General features: G+C 69.7%; 19 protein-coding genes. 11 read left to right on the top strand and 8 right to left on the bottom strand.

Features of this window, described 5'->3' with window-relative positions:
- Nucleotides 1–7 precede the first annotated feature (7 nt).
- Complete coding sequence (locus AB0B61_RS02575) at nt 8–583, top strand: hypothetical protein (protein WP_358426815.1); 576 nt, start codon at nt 8–10, stop codon at nt 581–583.
- Here AB0B61_RS02575 and AB0B61_RS02570 read toward each other — a convergent pair.
- Nucleotides 580–1,491, bottom strand: coding sequence for a threonine/serine dehydratase (locus AB0B61_RS02570; RefSeq protein WP_358426812.1), 912 nt, complete (start codon nt 1,489–1,491; stop codon nt 580–582). The genes AB0B61_RS02575 and AB0B61_RS02570 overlap by 4 nt on opposite strands.
- Before the next feature lie 88 nt (nt 1,492–1,579).
- Here AB0B61_RS02570 and pip point away from each other — a divergent pair, with 88 nt between their 5' ends.
- A complete protein-coding gene (gene pip, locus AB0B61_RS02565) occupies nt 1,580–2,551 on the top strand; it encodes a prolyl aminopeptidase (protein ID WP_358426809.1) in 972 nt (323 codons plus the stop codon).
- On the opposite strand, the gene AB0B61_RS02560 is transcribed toward pip, so the two are convergent.
- Nucleotides 2,496–3,053 carry a phosphatase PAP2 family protein gene (locus AB0B61_RS02560; protein WP_358426806.1) on the bottom strand — a complete coding sequence of 186 codons (558 nt, stop codon included), beginning with the start codon at nt 3,051–3,053 and terminating at the stop codon, nt 2,496–2,498. The genes pip and AB0B61_RS02560 overlap by 56 nt on opposite strands.
- Nucleotides 3,054–3,214: 161 nt before the next feature.
- On the opposite strand from AB0B61_RS02560, the gene AB0B61_RS02555 reads away from it, so the two are divergent.
- Nucleotides 3,215–4,009 carry a universal stress protein gene (locus AB0B61_RS02555; protein ID WP_358426803.1) on the top strand — a complete coding sequence of 265 codons (795 nt, stop codon included), beginning with the start codon at nt 3,215–3,217 and terminating at the stop codon, nt 4,007–4,009.
- Here AB0B61_RS02555 and AB0B61_RS02550 read toward each other — a convergent pair.
- Both AB0B61_RS02550 and AB0B61_RS02545 read right to left on the bottom strand, forming a co-directional pair.
- Entirely contained in the window at nt 3,981–5,111 is a 1,131-nt protein-coding gene (locus AB0B61_RS02550) for a glycosyltransferase (RefSeq protein ID WP_358426800.1), read from the bottom strand. The genes AB0B61_RS02555 and AB0B61_RS02550 overlap by 29 nt on opposite strands.
- Nucleotides 5,108–6,079, bottom strand: coding sequence for a glucosyl-3-phosphoglycerate synthase (locus AB0B61_RS02545; RefSeq protein WP_358426797.1), 972 nt, complete (start codon nt 6,077–6,079; stop codon nt 5,108–5,110). Before AB0B61_RS02545 ends, AB0B61_RS02550 begins: the two co-directional genes overlap by 4 nt.
- Before the next feature lie 105 nt (nt 6,080–6,184).
- Between AB0B61_RS02545 and AB0B61_RS02540 the strand changes: the two genes are divergently transcribed.
- Together AB0B61_RS02540 and AB0B61_RS02535 are read left to right on the top strand one after the other, a co-directional pair.
- Nucleotides 6,185–7,138 (top strand): Gfo/Idh/MocA family oxidoreductase, encoded by a 954-nt coding sequence (locus tag AB0B61_RS02540; RefSeq protein ID WP_358426794.1) that lies wholly within the window; start codon nt 6,185–6,187, stop codon nt 7,136–7,138.
- Nucleotides 7,131–8,234: a zinc-binding alcohol dehydrogenase gene (locus AB0B61_RS02535; protein ID WP_358426791.1), complete on the top strand. Its 1,104-nt coding sequence runs from the start codon at nt 7,131–7,133 to the stop codon at nt 8,232–8,234. The genes AB0B61_RS02540 and AB0B61_RS02535 overlap by 8 nt, the downstream gene beginning before the upstream one ends.
- Before the next feature lie 1,184 nt (nt 8,235–9,418).
- On the opposite strand, the gene AB0B61_RS02530 is transcribed toward AB0B61_RS02535, so the two are convergent.
- Together AB0B61_RS02530 and AB0B61_RS02525 are read right to left on the bottom strand one after the other, a co-directional pair.
- The gene (locus AB0B61_RS02530; RefSeq protein ID WP_358426788.1) at nt 9,419–10,204 is read right to left on the bottom strand and encodes a sugar phosphate isomerase/epimerase family protein; all 786 of its coding nucleotides are present in this window, start codon (nt 10,202–10,204) and stop codon (nt 9,419–9,421) included.
- Nucleotides 10,201–11,208, bottom strand: a complete 1,008-nt coding sequence (locus tag AB0B61_RS02525) for a zinc-binding alcohol dehydrogenase (RefSeq protein ID WP_358426785.1) — start codon at nt 11,206–11,208, stop codon at nt 10,201–10,203. The genes AB0B61_RS02530 and AB0B61_RS02525 overlap by 4 nt, the downstream gene beginning before the upstream one ends.
- A 397-nt stretch (nt 11,209–11,605) precedes the next feature.
- On the opposite strand from AB0B61_RS02525, the gene AB0B61_RS02520 reads away from it, so the two are divergent.
- From AB0B61_RS02520 to AB0B61_RS02505, 4 genes are read left to right on the top strand one after another with little or no spacing between them, the layout of a single operon-like run.
- A complete protein-coding gene (locus AB0B61_RS02520) occupies nt 11,606–12,967 on the top strand; it encodes an extracellular solute-binding protein (RefSeq protein ID WP_358426782.1) in 1,362 nt (453 codons plus the stop codon).
- A complete protein-coding gene (locus AB0B61_RS02515; protein WP_358426779.1) occupies nt 12,964–13,881 on the top strand; it encodes a sugar ABC transporter permease in 918 nt (305 codons plus the stop codon). The genes AB0B61_RS02520 and AB0B61_RS02515 overlap by 4 nt, the downstream gene beginning before the upstream one ends.
- Nucleotides 13,878–14,723: a carbohydrate ABC transporter permease gene (locus AB0B61_RS02510; RefSeq protein WP_358426776.1), complete on the top strand. Its 846-nt coding sequence runs from the start codon at nt 13,878–13,880 to the stop codon at nt 14,721–14,723. The genes AB0B61_RS02515 and AB0B61_RS02510 overlap by 4 nt, the downstream gene beginning before the upstream one ends.
- A 3-nt stretch (nt 14,724–14,726) precedes the next feature.
- On the top strand, nt 14,727–15,887 hold the full coding sequence (locus AB0B61_RS02505; RefSeq protein ID WP_358426773.1) for an ROK family transcriptional regulator: 1,161 nt from the start codon (nt 14,727–14,729) through the stop codon (nt 15,885–15,887).
- Between the two features lie 88 nt (nt 15,888–15,975).
- Here the strand turns inward: AB0B61_RS02505 and AB0B61_RS02500 are convergent, their stop codons facing one another.
- On the bottom strand, nt 15,976–16,725 hold the full coding sequence (locus tag AB0B61_RS02500; protein WP_358426770.1) for a helical backbone metal receptor: 750 nt from the start codon (nt 16,723–16,725) through the stop codon (nt 15,976–15,978).
- Nucleotides 16,726–16,869: 144 nt separating this feature from the next.
- Between AB0B61_RS02500 and AB0B61_RS02495 the strand changes: the two genes are divergently transcribed.
- A complete protein-coding gene (locus AB0B61_RS02495; protein ID WP_358426767.1) occupies nt 16,870–17,673 on the top strand; it encodes an SAM-dependent methyltransferase in 804 nt (267 codons plus the stop codon).
- A 104-nt stretch (nt 17,674–17,777) separates the two neighbouring features.
- Here AB0B61_RS02495 and tpx read toward each other — a convergent pair whose 3' ends face one another.
- On the bottom strand, nt 17,778–18,278 hold the full coding sequence (tpx, locus tag AB0B61_RS02490; protein WP_358426764.1) for a thiol peroxidase: 501 nt from the start codon (nt 18,276–18,278) through the stop codon (nt 17,778–17,780).
- Nucleotides 18,279–18,434: 156 nt separating this feature from the next.
- Between tpx and AB0B61_RS02485 the strand changes: the two genes are divergently transcribed.
- Nucleotides 18,435–18,746 (top strand): hypothetical protein, encoded by a 312-nt coding sequence (locus AB0B61_RS02485; RefSeq protein WP_358426761.1) that lies wholly within the window; start codon nt 18,435–18,437, stop codon nt 18,744–18,746.
- Nucleotides 18,747–18,779: the final 33 nt, after the last annotated feature.

Genomic DNA, 18,779 nt, shown 5'->3' with positions numbered 1-18,779 from the left:
TGAGCGGGTGAGCGTTGAGTTGATGGTCTGGGACGAGTCCGCGCCGATCAGCAGAGATCAGGCGCGGGCCGCCTACCTGGCGGTCAAGAAGACCGAACCCGTCGCGGGCGACGTGCCGGAGGTGGCCAAGGAGCTGCCCGGCGTGGTCACGGTCTATCCGGGGCATGTGCTGGTGACGATGGACCTCGACACGATGGACGAGATGTCGGCCCAGGTGTTCACCGTCGCACGGGCTCATGGGCTGGTCTGCTACGACCCGCAGCGCGATCTCGTGCACAACGTGGCGCCGCTCGGCGTCTACGAGGGCATGCAGCTGCACACCGGTGACGGGATGATCGTCCATGATCCGGACCTCGGGCTGGTGCACGACGTGCTGGCCACCATGTCGCCGCAGAACCCGTTCGTCACGCTGGTGAACTTCGGGCGCCACTTCATCCAGGTCTCCCCCGGCTACGAGCTGGAGTACAAGGAGGAGGCGCTGGCTCGGACGATGGTGGCCGAGCTGGCGGAGGTGCAGCGGGCCTTCCAGGAGTACGCCACCGGGGACCGGTCGTTCCTTGCCCGCCACGAGTGGACTGCCTAGACCACCTCGCGCAGCAGGTCCGGGTTGACGTTGCCGCCGGACAGCACCAGGACCGTCCGGCCCTCGGGGACGCGGCCCGACAGGTAGGCCGCCGTCGCGACCGCTCCGCTGGGCTCGGCCACCAGGCGGGCCGAGCGGGCCAGGTGGCCCATGGCGTGGCGGATCTCCTCCTCCGACACGGTGACGATGCCGTCCAGGTGCTCGCGCAGGTGCGCGAACGTCAGCTCCGACAGGTCGGCCCGCAACCCGTCGGCGATCGTACGGAAGGTCCGGGCCGGCTCCCAGGGCACCACGCGGCCGGCCGCCAGGCTCTCGGCCGCGTCGGCGGCGAGTTCGGGTTCGACGCCCAGCACGGTGACCTCCGGCCGCAGCGCCTTGACGGCCGTGGCGATGCCCGAGGCGAGTCCGCCGCCGCTGACCGGTACGACCACCACCTCGACGTCCGGCAGGTCCGCGACGATCTCCAGACCGATGGTGCCCTGCCCGGCGATCACCGCCGGATGGTCGTACGGCGGGACCATGGTCAGCTCCCGCTCCTCGGCCAGCTTGAGGGCCGCGGAGATCCGCTGCTCGGGCGGTACGACGACCAGCTCGGCGCCGTGCCCCTTGATCGCCGCCGCCTTGACCTCGGGCGTCCCCTCGGGCACCACGACGACGCACGGCACCCCGAACTGCTTGGCCGCGTACGCCAGTGCCTGGCCGTGATTGCCGGAGGAGTGGGTGACGACCCCGTCGGGCCGCAGCGACGCGACGGCGTTGTAGGCGCCACGGATCTTGAACGACCCGACCCGCTGCAGGCTCTCCGGCTTGACCCAGACCTCCCCCACAGGTACCAACGGGGTCCGCACCGCGACCGGCTTGATGCGCTGCGCCGCGTCCCGGATGTCATCAATTGTCACCAGCTCCATACCCGCACCCTAATCTTCGGTGATCGACACCAGGCGGCAGGAGGCGGTATCGGCTAAGTTCCGGAAAGAATCCACCACAGGAGCGCGCATGAGAAACCTGTATCCCGCCATCGAACCCTACGACTCGGGCCTGCTCGATGTAGGCGACGGTAACCAGATCTACTGGGAGGTCTGCGGCAACCCGGACGGCAAGCCCGCGGTCATGCTCCACGGCGGCCCCGGCGGCGGGTGCAGCGCCAAGCACCGCCGCCAGTGGAACCCGGAGCTGTATCGCATCGTCCTGTTCGACCAGCGCAACTGCGGTCGTAGCCTGCCGCATGCCAGCGATCCGGGCGTCTCGCTGGCGGCCAACACCACCTGGCACCTGGTCGCCGACATGGAGCGGCTGCGCGAGCACCTGGGCATCGACAGGTGGCAGGTGTTCGGCGGGTCGTGGGGCAGCACGCTGGCCCTGGCGTACGCGCAGACGCATCCGGACAGGACCACCGAGCTGGTGCTGCGCGGCATCTTCACCCTCCGCCCCGACGAACTGGGCTGGTTCTACCAGGAGGGCACCTCACGCCTCTTCCCCGACGTGTGGGAGTCGTTCATCGCGCCGATCCCTGTCGAGGAGCGCGGGGATCTGATCGCCGCCTTCCGCGCCCGGCTGGAGGGAGACGATCCCGAGGCGCGGCTGGCCGCGGCCAAGGCGTGGGCGCAGTGGGAGGGCAGCACGGTCACGTTGCTGCCCGATCCCGGGCTGGTCGAGGAGTTCGGCGAGGACAAGATGGCGCTGGCGTTCGCGCGGATCGAGAACCACTACTTCACGCATCTGGGCTGGTTCGAACCCGGGCAGCTGATCGCGAACGTGGACCGGATCCGCCACATCCCCGCCGTCATCGTGCAGGGCCGCTACGACGTGTGCACGCCCATGGCCACCGCCTGGGACCTGCACAAGGCCTGGCCGGAGGCGGGGTTCGAGGTGGTGGACGACGCCGGGCACGCCGCCACCGAGCCGGGCATCGTCAGTCGGCTCGTTGCGGCGACAGACGGCTTCGCGCCAGCCGTACCATCGGCGTGACGGCCCCCACCAGCAGCAGCGTGAAGAGCGGGGCCAGCGCCAAGCCGATCAGGAAGCCCGCGGCGACGTCGTGCGGATAGTGCACGCCGACGAACACCCGCGAGAACGCCATGACCGCCGCCAGCGGGAGCACCACCCAGGCCAGAGCGCGCCAGGCCAGGATGAGCGCCCCGGCGGCGCCGGCGGCGATGACGGAGTGGTTGCTCGGGAACGACCAGTCGCTCGGCGGCGGGCATTCGGCGATCGTCGGGATCCCGCCCCGGCACGGCCGGTCCTCCCTGACGAAGGTCTTCACGACCTCGCTGAGGACGTACGCGCACACCACGCCGGCGGGTCCGGCGATCGTGATGGCCAGGTCGCGTGCCGGCCCGTTCCTCTCCCGCCACCAGCACCACGCGAACAGCGCCGCGAAGAGGAACAGCCCGGCGTCGGTGCCCTTCTCGGCGAGAGTGTGCAGCCACGCGGGCGTGGAGAGGGCGAAGTCGACGATGTCGCGGTACAACAGGTGTCCAATCCGTGAACGGGCAATGGCCATAAACCCTATGGAACGATCACCGCTCGCCGCCTCCCCCGAACGTCCAAAGATGCTGAAAGCCGACCGATCCCCCAGAGAGCTCCGGCAGGCTCGCGTAGTCCCAGTTCAGAGCGGGTAGGGAGGCAGTCGTGATCGGAGAGCACGTGGTCGTCGGCTATACCGGCGAATCAGGGGGGCACGACGCTCTCGCCCTGGGTGCCGCGATCACGCGAGTCACCGGTGGCGAGCTCACCGTGGCCGTCATCTATCCGCCGGGCAGCCCGGGGTTGGCGGTCGAGGCACAGGCCGAGTTGGCGCACGCGGCGGAGGAGCTCGGCGATGTGCCGGCCGAGTACATCGCGTTCGAGAGCAGGGGCGCGGGGCGCGGGCTGTCGGTGCTGGCCAGCCGGATCAAGGCCGATCTGATCGTGGCCGGCTCGGCGGGCGGCGGGCAGGCCGGGCGCATCTCGATCGGGGCGACGACCGACAGCCTGCTCCACCTGTCGTCCGAGGCGGTGATGCTGACGCCCGCCGGCTACCGGGCGCCGGGCGAGCCCTCACGGCTGACGCTCGCCTACGTCCACCGCCCGCAGTGTGATGAGGCCGTCGAGCGGGTCGCGCAGGCCGCGCTCCGGCTCGGCGTGCCGCTCCGGCTGATCACGCTCGACCTGCGTACGGACGATCCTGGCCGGCTCGGGGACGACCTGGCGCTGGCCGTACGGCTGGCCTGGGAGTCGAGCGGGATCGAGGCCGAGACGGAGATCGCCGAGGGGCACGACGTGCCCGCGGCGCTGGAGACGGTCGAGTGGCTGCCGGGTGAGCTGCTGGTCTGCGCGGCCAGCGAGGACGCGCAGCCGCACCGGGTCTTCCTCGGGGAGCTGGCGATGAAGGTGCTGCGGGCGTCGTCGTGTCCCGTCACCGTGCTGCCGCGCGGCTTCTCCTGACCTCCTCATAGAGCTCCAGGTAGCGCTCGGCCATGACGGCCGGTGAGAAGCGGCGGCGGGCCTCCCCGCGGCACTCCTCGGGGTCGATCTCCTCTACCCGCAGCACCCACTCGGCCAGCTCCTCCTCCGTGTCGGCGAGGAAGCCGGTCCGGCCGTGGTCGATGATCTCGGGCAGGCAGCCCCGGCGCAGCCCCACGGGCGGCACGCCCAGGGCGAGGGCCTCGACGACGGCGGTGCCGCCGGGCTCGTCCCACTGGATGGGGAAAAGGGCGGCGCGGGCCGAGGCGTACAGGTGGTCGCGGGCCTCGCCCCCCACGGAGCCGACCCATCTGACCAGGTCGCCGTCGAGGTAGGGGGTGACCGCGTTGACGTGGTAGCGGACGTCCGGATGGCCGTTCAGCGGATGGTCCGGGTCCTGGACGACGGCGTCCAGCTCGGCGGGGCTGTTCAGGCCGCTCACCGGGCCCGCCAGGACCAGCGGGAGGCCGAGCTTCTGGCAGATTCTGGCCGCCACATGTGTGCCCTTGAGCCCGCAGACGCGGCCCATCGCGACGAGGTGCTCGCCCCGTTCGGTACGCAGGTCGCGATCGGCGAGCGGAGTGGCCAGGTGGATGGCGCCGAGCGAGGCGGCGCGCAGCGCGTCGGGCGCGCGGGCGAGCTGGGAGTTCGAGACGCCGTTGACCGCGATCGACCGCGGGAAGGCCCCATAGAAGGCGGCGTGCTTGCGCAGGTCCCAGTGCAGGGTGTGCAGGACCGGCGGGCCGCCGAGCGCGGACAGCACGGCCGGGCCGACCACCTCCAGGTGGTCATGGACGAGGTCGAGGTCGTCGCGGCGGCCGATTTCCAGCGCCACGCGGGCCTGGTGCGCGTGCGCGAGGCCCATCACCTGGTTGTACGGCTTCTGCAGCTCGGCGAACTGGCCGTCGTCGAAGACGCTGATCAGCTCGTCCACCTCGAGCGTGCTCGATCCCACGGAGGCCAGGACCACCCGCACCCCGCGCTCGCGCAGGGCGGGGACCAGCGTGGCCACCACGTTCTCGATCCCGCCGTAGCCCGGTGGCGGCACCCGTAGCCACGGTCCGGTGTTCACCAGGACGTTCATGCCACGCCCTCGACGGCGAGAGAGGCCAGCGGCGGGCGCTCGGCCACGGACATGTCCACCAGGTCGACCTGCCCGTCGAGCCCGAACTGCAGCAGCCGGTGGTCGGGAGACGTGGCGGACAGCACGCGGCCCTGGCGTTCCAGCCGCGACCACGCGGTGAGCATGATCTGGCCGGCCATCCGGCCGAGCGCGGGCATGGCCTGGTGCCCGTGCGCCCGCACACCCAGGTCCACCTGGGCCATCGCGTCCAGCCCGACCAGCTCCAGCAGGTCCACCAGCAGCCCGAACTCCACCCCGTACTCGGTGACGAACGGGACCCGTTCCAGCACCGCGCGGCGGGCGGCGTACTCCCCGCCGAGCGGCTGGACGAAACCTGCAAGTTCCGGCCAGAACATGTTGATCAGCGGCCTGGCGACCAGCTCGGTCACCCGCCCGCCCCCGCCGCGCCAGACCGCCCCGTCCGCGCCGGTGAAGGGCCGCTCGTAGGCGGCCTTGACGAACTGGATGGCGTTGTCGGCGAGCAGCGGCCCGAGCAGCCCGGAGACGAAGTTCGACGCGAAATTACGCAGGTCGGCGTCCACGAACACGATCAGATCCCCGCTGGAGGCCGCCAGCCCCTTCCACAGCGCCTCTCCCTTGCCGCTCAGCGGCGGCAGATGCGAGAGAACGGCGCCCTGCGCCACCACACGGGCCCCCGCCGCGGCCGCTCTGGCGGCGGTCGCGTCGGTGGAGTTCGAATCGACCACGATGATCTCGTCCACGAGCGGCGCCCGCTGGACGAGGTCTCGGCGGAGCACGGTGACGATCTCGCCGACCGTCCGCTCCTCGTCGCGAGCGGGCAGAATGACGGTGATCGTGGTCCTCCCCTTGGCCCGGAGGAGCGCCTCTACCGGCCACTCGGCTGCGACGCTCGAGTGGGGTCCGTACCAGTCCTGGACCCTGGCCAAGGCGCGCAGATCTGTCTCCATACGGTTAGCCCCGATCTCATCTGGTCAGGTTCGCGACATCTGCCCCGACGATGCATCATCGAACATGTTTGTTTCATTCTCCGTAAATGTGGGATAAGCCGGTCTGTGTTCCCCATCACGCGGGTCGGCATCATCGGTGCCGGAAATGTCGCCGCTCGCCACGCGGATGTCCTGTCGGGTTTCTCCGACGTGGTGATCGCGGGAATCGCCGACACAGATCCCCGAAGGGCCGGGGCTCTGGCCGCACGGCATGGCTCCCCTGCCTACAGCAGCCATGCCGACCTTCTGGATGCCGGCGGTTTGGACGCGGTCTATGTCTGTGTGCCTCCTTTTGCGCACGGTAACCCGGAAAAGGAGGCCCTAGAGTGCAATCTGCCGATTTTTGTAGAAAAGCCGCTTTCACTTGACCTCTCGACAGCGGAAAAGATCGCCGATGAAATCGATCGCCGTGGCCTCCCCTCGGCCGTCGGACATCATTGGCGTTACCTGGACATCGTTGACCAGGCACGCGAAGTGCTGGGCGACCGTCCAGTACGGCTGGCGCTGGGTCACTGGCTGGACAAGGTACCGCCGGTCGGCTGGTGGCTGAAGCCTGAGATGTCGGGCGGCCAGCTGGTCGAGCAGGCCATCCACATCCTCGACCTGGCCAGAGTCCTGGTGGGCGAGGTGACGATGGTGCACGCCGTACCGGCCGACAACGACACCGACGGAGAGGTCGACCGGGCCACGGCGGCGGTGCTGCGGTTCGCGGGCGGCGCGGCGGGGCTGCTCGCCGCCACGAGCCTGCTCGCGCGCAAACACCGGGCGGGGCTGGAGGTGCATGCCGAGGGCGTCTCGCTCGACCTGAGCGAGGACCGGCTGCTGGTGGACGGCGAGACCACGGTCCAGGACGGCGGGGCGGCGAAGGTACGGGTGGACCGGACCTTCATCGACGCCGTACAGGGCAAGGAGGCCGACGTGCGTGTGCCGTACCGGGAGGCGCTGAAGACCCACCGGCTCGCGCTCGCCCTGGCCCGGTCCGCGGCCTCACGGAAGCCGGTGACGACGCTCGATGGGTGAGGTGCTGAGCATAGAGGCGCCCGGCGAGGTCAGGCTGGTGGAAGAGAAGCTCGGCGCCGTGCCCGAGGGCGGGTTCCGGGTGGTCACCACGTACAGCGGGATCTCGGCGGGCACCGAGCTCACCTACGTCAAGGGCAGCAACCCTTACCTGGCCGCGACCTGGGATCCGGCGCTCGGGCTGTTCGCCGAGGGCACCCCGTCGATCGGCTATCCGGTACGCGGCATCGGGTACATGCAGGTGGGCCGGGTGGTCGAGACGCGCACCCGGGCGGTCCGCGAGGGCGCGCTGGTCGCGATGGCCTACGGGCACCGCACCGGCTACGTGGCCGACCCGATGAGCGACCGGTTCGTGGAGCTGCCCGGCGACCTCGACCCGATGCTCGGCGTCTTCGTCGCCCACATGGGGCCGATCTGCGCGAACGGGCTGCTGCACGCGGCCACCGACCTGCACGGTCCCGGTGTCGCGGACCTCGGTGACGGGGTACGCGGGCGGCGGGTGGCCGTCGTCGGCGCGGGCGTGGTCGGCCTGCTGACCGCCTCCTTCGCCCTCGCGTACGGCGCGGCGGAGGTGGTGGTCGTGGACGAGACCCCGGCCAGGCTGGACGTCGCCGTGGCGCTCGGCGCCGGGACCCTGGCCTTCGACGGGGACCCGGCCATCGAGTTGAAGCGACGCTGGCGGCACGCGCCCGGTGACCGCGGCGCCGACGTGGTCTTCCAGTGCCGCGGCAGGCCCCGCGCCCTCGCTCTGGCGCTGAAGCTGCTCAGGCCGCAGGGGACGGTGATCGACCTGGCCTTCTACACCGACGGCGCCGAGGAGGTGCGGCTGGGTGAGGAGTTCCACCACAACGGCCTGTCGCTGCGCTGCGCCCAGATCGGCCGGGTGCCGCGCGGGCTGGCCCACGCCTGGGACCGGGAGCGGCTGTCGTACGAGACGATCGCGCTGCTCAGACAGCGGGGCGAGCTGCTACGCGAGCACCTGATCACCGATGTCGTCGGCTTCGCCGAGGCCCCCCAGCTCCTGGCCGATCTCGCCGCCCGTAGGAGGCATACCGTCCAGGCCGTGCTCCGCGACCAGGTCGAGGATGAGCGCGGCTGACCAGCTGAAGTCGCGGCAGCCGTGGCCCTGGAGGGTGAACGGGTCGAAGTACTCGCGGAAGCCGGACTCGGCGACCGCCCTGATCATGCCGTCGGCCAGCGGGTCGGCCAGGTCCGGGCGGCGCTCCCGCAGGCCCTGCCAGACCAGCCAGGTCAGGTTGATCCAGCTCGGCCCGCGCCAGTAACGCGCCGGGTCGAACTCCGGCGCGGCGGGCGCGAAGCTGGGCAGCACGCCGTCCTTCAGCCCGAACCGGTCGAGCGCCGTGCCGATCAGCGCGTTGACGATGTCGCGCGGCAGGTCGGGCAGCATGAGCGGCACCAGCCCGGCGGCGCTGTTGGAGCGGATCGGGCAGCCGGTGAGCACGTCGCGGGAATGGAACAGGCCGTCGTCGTAGAGGTGCTCGACCATGGCCTCGGTGACCGCGGCGGCCTCGCGCAGGTGCGGCTCCGGGTCGCCGCCGCACACCTTCGCGATCTCCGCCAGCGTCAGCTCCGCCACGCCGTACGCGGCGTTGAACAGCGGGTCCTCGACGCAGAACGCGCCGGCCCGGCGGTAGCCGGTGTCGCGGTAGGCGCGGGCGAGCGCGATGTAGCGCTCGTAGTCCAGGTCGGTGGGCCGCTCGTCGGCGCTGACGGTGTCCAGATCCCGGCGCGTGAACGCGACGGACCCCGCGTCGACGGCGGCCAGCGGGACGTCCCAGGCCGGGCTGTTGTCCATGCCCGACTCCCACGGGTGCACGATCGAGATCAGCCCCTCGGGAGAGCGCCGCGCGGTGCGCAGGTACTGCTGCTGCGCCACCAGCCGGGGATAGAGCCGGCGCAGGAAGGTCGGGTCCGGCTCGGCCAGGTAGACCCGCCAGGCGGCCAGGGCGTGCACGGGCGGCTGCACGATGCCGGAGGTCGCCGAGCCGGACGGCGCCCGTGACTGCCAGAACTCGGGGCCGGGGAAGTAGGCGCCCTCGGGCACCCTGGGGTTGAACGCGATGTGCGGCACCCTGCCGTCACGCCACTGCGAGCCGAACAGCGCCAGCAGCTCCGACCTGGCCCGGCGCGGGGACCAGCGGGCGTTGCCGATCGCGACGAAGGCGGAGTCCCAGCTCCACTGGTGGGGGTAGAGACGCCGGGAGGGAACCGTGTAGCTGCCGTCCCAGTTGGCCACCAGCACGCGCACGGCGTCGCGGAGGATCACAGGAACTTCCTGATGAAGGCGGCCGTCTGCGGCAGGACGATCTCGGGCTCGCCGCGCAGGCGGCATTCGAGCGCGAGGTAGCCGTCGTAGCCGAGGGCGTCGAGCGTGGCCAGCTGCGCGCCCCAGTCGAGATGACCGGTCCCGGGCTCGTTCCGGTTGGACTCGCTGATCTGCATGTGCGCGAGGTAGGGGGCCGCCTCGATCAGCGAACGGCAGGGATCGTCCTCCTCGATGTTCATGTGATAGGTGTCGCCGACGACCTTGATGGAGTCCATCGAGCAGTACGACACGGCGTCGGCGAGGGTGTTGACCATGTGGTTCTCGTAGCGGTTGAGCGGCTCCAGCATGATCAGCACGCCGTTGCGCTGCGCGTGCTCGCCGAGCACCCCCAGTGCCTCGGTGAGCACCTCGCGGTCCTCCGCCGCGCTGCGCGGCGGCTCGAACGGCGGCAGCCGGCGCGAGAACTGCCCCCAGGAGGCGGGCGTCATCACCCCGACGCCACCGAGCTCGGCGATGACCGTGAGCTGCGATCTGAGCTGCTGGATCGCGTCCGTACGCTTGGCGGGGTCGAAGTCGCCGATGAAGTGCGGCATGTCCACGCACACCGTCGGCATGACCACGCCGTCGGCCAGCGCCCGCTTGAGCTCGGTCAGGCGGTTGGCGAAGTGGAAGTCGCCCTTCCCGCGCAGCTCGATCGCGTCGAACCCGGCCTCGATCGCGAACGCGAACTTCTCCTGCAGGGAACGGCCGGGCAGCAGCTGCTCCTGTGCCGCGAGCTTCACTGTGACTCCTCCTCTTGCGGTGCCTCTTGTCGCCAAGGCCCCTCTTGCGATGGCTCCTCCTCGAAGGCGAAGACGAGCTGGAGCACCTCGGACGGGTGCTTGTCGAGCAGGTCGAAGGCCCCCGGAGCGTCGCCGACGGGCACGACGTGGCTGACCAGGGCGCTCACGTCGACCTCGCCGTCGTGGACGAGGTCCATGAACGTGCGCTGCAGGCGTTCGACGTCCCAGCGGTGGGCCAGCCAGGAGGCGACGCCGCCGATCTGGGAGGAGACGAGCTGCACCTGGTTGTGGTGGAACTCCTCGCCCAGCCGCAGCCCGATGCCGTCGCCCTGGTAGAAGCCGCCGGCCACGACCCGACCGCCCTTGCGGACGGTCCTGATCGCCTCGTGCAGGCCCAGGTGGCTGCCGCTCAGCTCGATGGCGGTGTCGGCGCCCTCGATCCGCTTGCGGACGAACTCGGCCACGGAGCCGGAGGCGATGTCGAACGTCTCGCTCGCGCCGTAACGCCTGGCGAGTTCGAGGCGGGCCGGGATGGCGTCGGCGGCCACCACCCGGGCGCCGCTCAGCACGGCGAGGCGGGTGGCCAGCAGGCCGATGACGCCCTGCCCGAAGATCGCGACCTGATCGCCCAGGTGCACGTCGGCGGCGTGCACGGCATTGAGCGCGATCGCGCCCACCCGGGCGAAGACACCCCTCAGCGGATCGGCGTCCGGCGGCAGCACGTGGCCGACCAGCTTCTCGGCGGGCACCACGGCCTCGGCCCGGTGGCCCCAGATGCCCCAGACCAGGTGGCCGACCGGCGGATCGGTGACATCGGGCGCCGCCTCCACCACCTCGCCGACCTCCTGGTAGCCCCAGCCGGTCAGCGGGTAGGCGTGCGTCTGGCCGTCGAGGAACAGGCGCTGCTCTGTGTCCCACTTTCTGGTCAGATAGGGATTTGTGCCGCGATAGGCGGTCAGTTCGGTGCCGGCGGAGACGCCCGAGTAGATCGTGCGAACCCGCACGCAACCCGGTTCAAGCTCGGCGGGCGACTCCAGGCTGACGCGGACACGGCCTGGCTCTTCAAAGCTGATGACGCGCATTCCCCACACTTACGCTTTATGATCAATCGCAACTTAAAGGTTTAGTAGGTGTTTCTATACCATAGTTGCTCTCCCGGCACCCTTAAGTCAAATGACGGCCACCCCCGGCAACCAGCGAATTCGGGTTTCTCTCCGACTGTCTTCCGGTAAGCGATCTTACCGACATAACCCGCCTGGAGATCGCTTTCCGTGATCGGCGCGCCAGAAAGCCCGGGGACGGAACACGGACGGAGTACAGACGGGTCTCGGAATCGCCTACGTAGTTGCGACTTCTCGCTTCAGGGTAAGTGCGGCATATCCCCGGACGTAGGAGCGCGCCATGCCGAAGAAGGTAGTCGCCGTCCTCTCCATCGCGCTGCTGACGGCGGCCTCGACCGTCGCGTGTGGCGATGACGGCAAGAAGGCCGCCAACGAGATCACGGTCTGGACCGAGGAGAACCTCGACGATCGCATGACCGTGCAGAACCAGATCATCGCCGACTTCACCCGGAAGACCGGGATCAAGGTCAAGCTGGTCGGCGTGGCCGAGGACCAGTTCAGCCAGGTGGTCACCTCCGCCGCGGCCGCGGGGGACCTGCCCGACGTGATCGGGGCCCTCCCCCTGGCCTCCATCAGGGAACTGGAGGCCAACGACCTGCTCGACACGGAGACACCGGGTCAGGTCGTCGACAAGCTGGGCAGGAGCGGCTTCTCGGCGCGGGCGCTGGAGCTCGACAGCGCGGGCGGGAAGCTGCTGGCCGTACCGAGTGACGCGTGGGCGCAGCTGATCCTCTACCGCAAGGACCTGTTCCAGAAGGCCGGGCTGGAGCGGCCCGACACCTACGAGGCCCTGGAGGCGGCGGCCGCGAAGCTCACCACGGGTGGGGTCGCGGGCATCACGCTGGCCATCGCGCCGAAGGACTCGTTCACGGCGCAGAGCTTCGAGCATGTGGCGCTGGCCAACGACTGCCAGCTGGTCGACAATTCCGGAAATGTCACCCTTTCCTCACCTCAGTGCGTGAAAGCGTTCGCGTACTACGCGAAGCTGGCGAAGGACTACTCGGTCAAGGGCAAGCAGGACGTCGACTCCACCAGGGCCACCTACTTCGCCGGCAAGGCGGCGATGACCATCTGGTCGTCGTTCATCCTGGACGAGCTGGCGGGGCTGCGTAACGACGCCAAGCCCAGCTGCGCCGAGTGCAGGACCGACCCCGAGTGGCTGGCCAAGAACACCGGCGTGGTCACGGCGCTGAAGGGCCCCGACGGCACGCCCGCCCAGTACGGGGAGATCGTCTCCTGGGCCGTCACCCGGGACGCCGCCAAGGATGCCGCCGCGCAGTTCGTCACGTACATGATGAACGAGGGCTACGAGCGGTGGATCGGGATGGCGCCCGAGGGCAAGTTCCCGATCCGGAAGGGGTTCGCCGACAAGTGGAACAAGCTGCCCGCCGGGGTCGACGCCAAGAAGCCGCTCGCGGACGTCTATCCGGCCGAGGTGCTCGACGCGCTGCGCAAGAGCCCTGACACCTTCGCCCGCTGGGGCATCCCCCAGGGGCAGGGCAAGCTGGTCGGAGCCACGATGGGCGAGCTGCCCGTACCCAAGGCGCTGAGCGCGGTCGTGGACGGCTCGCTCACCCCGCAGGCCGCGGCGGCGCAGGCGAAGACCGACGTGGAGACCATCAAGCGCGGGATCCGGCAGTGACGGGACGGCGTGGCGGGACACTACGGGAGCAGGAGGGCAGGGCGGGGCTGGCGCTGATCTCCCCCACGCTGATCATCACGCTGGTCGTGGTGGTGCTGCCGCTGCTCTGGGCGATCATGCTGGCGTTCCAGGACGCGCGGCTGATCAACATCCGCCGGGTGGGCATCTTCGGGCACTACACGCTGGACAACTTCGGCTACGTCATGTCCGAGCCGGGATTCTGGACGTCCCTGGTCAACACGCTCGTCTACACGGTGGCGGGCACCGCGCTGTCGATCGCGATCGGGCTGGTGGCCGCCCTGGCGCTGCGCGACCGCTTCCGGGGCCGCACGTTGGTCAGGGCCTCGATCCTGGTGCCGTACGTGGCGCCGGTGGTGGCGGTGGCCTTCCTGTGGGAGACGATGCTGAACCCCCAGTTCGGCATCGTGAACTCCTGGCTGAGCACCCCCATCGCCTTCCTCACCCAGGCCAAGGGCACCTTTCTCGGCATCCAGGTGCCGGTGGCGCTGCTCACCGTGATCGCGTTCGAGGCGTGGCGGTATTTCCCGTTCGCCTTTCTGTTCATCCTGGCCCGGTTGCAGGCGCTGCCGGCGGAGCTGGACGAGGCGGCCGTGGTCGACGGCGCCACGCCGACGCAGCGCTTCCGGCATGTGATCCTGCCGCAGCTCTGGCGGATCATCGCGCTGCTGTCGGTGCTGCGGTTCGTGTTCACCTTCACCAAGTTCGACGACGTCTACCTGCTCACCGGTGGCGGGGCCGGCACGGAGGTGGTGAGCGTGCGCGTCTACAACTTCCTGACCGCACGCGACGACATCGGCGCCTCGGCCGCCCAGGCGATCGTGCTGGCGGTCGTCCTGGTCGTGTTCCTGACCTTGTATCTGCGATTCTTCTCGGGACGAGAAGGTGACCGATGAGCAGAGATCGGTTCGAGCGCGCTCTGTTTCGCGTGCTGAAGCCGCTGGTGATCCTCTTTCTGTTCGTGATCACCGCGTTCCCGTTCTTCTACATGGTGACACTGTCGTTCCGCGACATTCAGGAGCTGATCCTGGACCCCGGCTCGATCTGGCCGCGTAGCTTCACCTTCGACACCTACGCGAACGTGCTGACCAAGCAGGGTTTCCTCACCTTCATGCGCAACAGCGCCATCGTGGCGGTCACATCGGTGGCGATCACCCTGCTGATCTCGATCCCGGGCGCGTACGCGGTGGCCAGGCTGCGGTTCTTCGGGCGGCGGCAGGTGCATTTCCTGTTCCTGGCCGTGTACCTGTTTCCGGCGATCGTGCTGGCCATTCCGCTGTTCGTGCTCTTCACGATGATCGGACTTCGCGGGTCTTTGTTGGGATTGATCCTCGTTTATTGCGCGCAGACGGTGCCTGTCACGGTATACATGCTCCGCAATTACTTCGAGACCGTGCCGCAGAGTGTGGAGGAGGCGGCGGCGATCGACGGCTGCACGCGCCTGTCGACCATCTGGCGGGTGGTGCTCCCGCTGTCCAAGCCCGCGCTCATGGCCACCGGCCTCTACGCGTTCATGATCGCCTGGAACGAGTTCCTGTTCGCCCTGCTCTTCCTCGTCGAGAAACGGGAGAGCTGGACGGTCTCGCTGGGGCTCTCCCAGCTGGCGGGCAGTATCGAGATCCCGACGACGGTTCTCATGGCAGGATCGGTGGTTCTGACGCTGCCGATCGTGATCGTGTTCTTCGCCGGCGAGCGGCTCCTGACCGAAGGACTCACGGCGGGGGCGGAGAAGGGGTAGACCATGCTGACGGCAGGGCAGATCCTTCAGCTGATCCGCAATGGCACCTGCCGTACCCGCAAGGAACTCATCGCGTACACCGGACTGTCCCGATCGACGATCACCGAACGGGTGGACCGGCTGATCGAGGCGGGATACATCCACGAGTCCGGCTTCGGCATCTCCGGGGGCGGGCGACCGCCCTCGGTGCTCGACATCGACGCGACGAAGCGCCTGGTGCTGGTGGCCGACCTGGGCGCCGGCCACGTGCGGGTGGCGCTGACCGACCTCGCGGCCCGGTCGCTGGTCGAGGAACACTCCGAACTGCGCATCGACCGCGGCCCCGAGGCCGTCCTGTCCTGGGTACGGCTCGCCTTCCAGCGCCTGCTCGACCGCTCGGGACGGGTGTCGGACCAGGTGTGCGGCATCGGCCTGGACCTGCCGGGCTCGGTCGACCACGCCTCCGGCCGGGTGATCAGGTCCTTCCTCATGCCCGGCTGGGACGACCACCCGATCGGCCAGGCGCTGCGGGAGGCGTTCGATGTGCCGGTCGTGGTCGAGAACGACGCCAACGCGATGGCCTTCGGCGAGTGGTGGTCCTCCTGGCGGCGCAGCCGGTCGCTGATCCTCATCAAGGTCTCCACGGGCATCGGCACCGGCATCGTCCTGGACGGCCGGATCTATCGCGGCGTCGAGGACGCCGCCGGGAGCATCGGCCACGTCCGCCTGCGCGAGAGCGACGATCGCGTCTGCACCTGCGGCTCCCGGGGCTGCGTCGCCTCGCTGGCCAGCGGCCAGGCCCTCGCCGCCGACCTCGGCCGGCAGACCAGCCGCGAGGTCGTCCGCCTGGTCCAGGCCGGCGACCCGACGGCCATCGCCCGCACCCAGGAGGCCGGGCGCACGGTCGGCATCGTCCTCGCCACGGCGGTCAGCCTGCTCAACCCCGCCGTCCTGGTGCTGGCCGGTGACATGGCGGAGACCAGGGAGCACTACCTGACGGGCATCAGGGAGAGCGTGTACCGCCGCAGCCTGCCGTTCACCACCCGTAACCTGGAGATCGTGACGAGCACGCTGGGCGACCGCGCGGGGATCGTGGGGACCGCGGTGCTCGTCATCGACCACGTGCTGTCCCCCGCCGCCGTGGACGCCGCCTTCGCCAGTCCCCCGACGACGAACGTCGTGTGACGCCGCCGGCCGGTCATCGTGTGACGCCCCCGCCCGGTCATCGTGTGACGCCGCCGGCCGGCCCAGCCTGTCGGCGGCCCGGCTTCGGTCAGCCCAGGCTCGTGACGAGGCGGTCGCGAGCCTGGACGAGAGAGGGGCCGTACCAGGTCAGATCGCGTCCGCTCACCAGCGCGCACCGGTGGCCGGGAAACGACTCCGGCCCGTCCTCGGCGCTGAACGCGTAGGGCTCGTCGGGCAGGACCACCAGGTCGGCGCCCCGCGCAACCAGGTCGGCCAGCGGGATCTTGGGATAGCGCTCGGCATGACCGGCGTAGAGGTTGCCCACCCCGAGCCGGGCGAGCACGTCACCGGTGAACGTGTCGCGTCCCACCACCATCCACGGCCGCCGCCAGATCGGGATGATGGCCGTCCGGCGCACCTCCACCGGCTCGGCCCACACCGACTCCGCCTGGTCGAGCCAGTCGGGCCGCCCGGTCCGGCAGGCGTACCGGAACATCCGGTCGAGCGACCTGAACGCCTCGTCCACCGTCTCGATCCTGGTGACCCACACCGCGAGGCCCGCCTCGCGCAACGCGTCGACGTCCGGCTGCCGGTTCTCCTCGGCGTTGGCGAGCACCACGTCGGGAGCGAGCCGCCGGATGGCGTCGAGATCGGGGTTCTTGGTCCCCCGCACCCTGACGACGTCCAGGTCCGCCGGGTGCGAGCACCAGTCGGTCGCGCCGACCAGCGCCTCGGGGAGGGTCGCGGCAACGGACTCGGTGAGGGAGGGCACCAGCGACACGATCCGCCGGACGTGCGTGGGAACGGGGACGGGTACACCGGTGTCATCGAGGCTCACACTCGCACCTTAGACCGCCACCCGAACGACAAAAGGGACTAAAGGCAAGTAACGCCCAGCCTGCGGGAATATCGTCCCAAGGCAGGTCACAAATCCGTAGAATCCCGAGAAAAGATCGTTAACTATCGATCGGGGGATCGCTGGTTGGAGCGAGAATCGCTGGGCTTCGACCCGAACACGCCCAACGTCGCCCGGCTGTACGACTACTACCTCGGCGGGAAGGATCATTTCCCGGCCGACCGGCGAGCCGCTGAACGGCTGCTGCGGGTGGCTCCCGAGGTCCGTACCGCCGCCCGCGCCAATCGGGCCTTCCTCGGTCGTGCCGTACGCTTCCTCGCCGGCGCCGGCGTCACCCAGTTCCTCGACATCGGTACGGGTCTGCCGACGCGGGACAATGTCCACGAGGTGGCCAGAGCGGTCGCGCCGGAGTCGCGGGTGGTCTATGTCGACCATGACCCCGTCGTGCTGGTCCATGCCAGGGCGCTGCTGGCGGGCAGCGAAGGGATCACCGTGGTGGACGGCGATCTCCGCGATCCCCACGACCTGTTGAAAAATCCGGACCTGGTGGGGATGTTGGACTTCGACCAGCCGGTCGGCGTCCTCCTCGTCGCGATCATGCACTTCATCGGCGAGGCCGACGACCCCCTGCGCATCATGGCCGCCATCCGCGAATCCCTGGCCCCCGGCAGCTATGTCGTCATGTCCCACGGCACGAGCGACGCCCGCGCCGCCGCCGTCAGCAAGGGCACCGAGGTCTATCGCCGGGCCAGCGCGCCCCTGACCCTGCGTACCCGCCGGCGGATCGAGGAGCTGTGGGCAGGGTTCGAGCTGGTCGAGCCGGGCCTGACCTGGCTGCCGCAGTGGCGCCCCGACGAGGCCGACCTGATCGACCTCGCGGCCGGCCCCGAGTCGTCACTCATCCTCTGCGGGGTGGGCAGGAAGAACTGAAGACCCGGGGCGGCCCGGCGTAAGGCTCGGCCGAGCACCGGAGTGATCCGGCGTACGGCCTCGTCGAGCGCCGAGGCGACCCGGCGCTCGGCGCTCGGTCGGGTCTACTTGAGTGCGCTCAGCGCGCCCTCGTAGTCGGGCTCCTGGGTGATCTCGGGCACCAGCTCGGAGTAGATGACGCGGTTGTCGCCGTCGAGCACGACCACCGCGCGGGCGGCCAGCCCGGCCAGCGGCCCGCTCTCCTGCGCCACGCCGTAGTCACGCAGGAACTCGCGGCCCCGCATGAGCGACAGCATGGTCACGTTGTCGAGCCCCTCGGCGGCGCAGAACCGCTTCTGCGCGAACGGCAGGTCGGCCGAGACGCACAGCACCGCGACGCCGGGGTGCCCGGCGGCCACCTCGTTGAACCGGCGCACCGAGGCGGCGCAGACGCCCGTGTCGAGGCTCGGGAAGATGTTGAGCACCTTGGTCGCGGAGCCGAACCCGGCCAGCGTGGTGTCGGCAAGATCCCCGCCCACCAGCTGGAACGCGGGCGCCTGGTCGCCAGGCTTCAGAAACGTCCCGCCCACGGTGATCGGGTTGCCCTTGAAAGTGACGTCGGACATGAATACCTCCAGTTAGCGATCGTGCCCCGACCTGCAATCCTATCGACGCCCACGGGACCGCACAGAACCTCAACAGATCCTCAACACCCGCGGACCTACCTTCCTCTCATCGAGCACATCGAGCACATCGAGCACATCGAGAGAGGAACTCGACAAATGACCATCACCCTCCGCAAGTCGGTCGCCGCCCTGGTCATCGCCGGAGCCGCGTCCGCCGGCCTGGTGGCCGCCGCCCCCGCGCAGGCCAGCACGCTGGGCAAGGTCCCGTCCTGCGTGAGTCTCTGGCAGAAGACCGGCACTGTTAAGAAGACCGGATACGCCTACAACGGGTGCGGCCGGTGGATGAACATGAAGATCGTCTGGGCGCACGGCGCCGATGGCGCCTGCCAGTCCGTGGCCCCGAAGGGGACCATCTGGAGCAGGGTGCCCAGGGGCGTCCGCACGTTCGACGGCGCGAAGTACTGCTGACTCAGCACGTCGCGCCGGTTCAGAAGGTTGCGC

This window comes from Nonomuraea sp. NPDC049158, assembly GCF_040648335.1.
GTDB lineage: Bacteria > Actinomycetota > Actinomycetes > Streptosporangiales > Streptosporangiaceae > Nonomuraea.
This window is presented reverse-complemented; position numbering and strand designations above follow the sequence as displayed.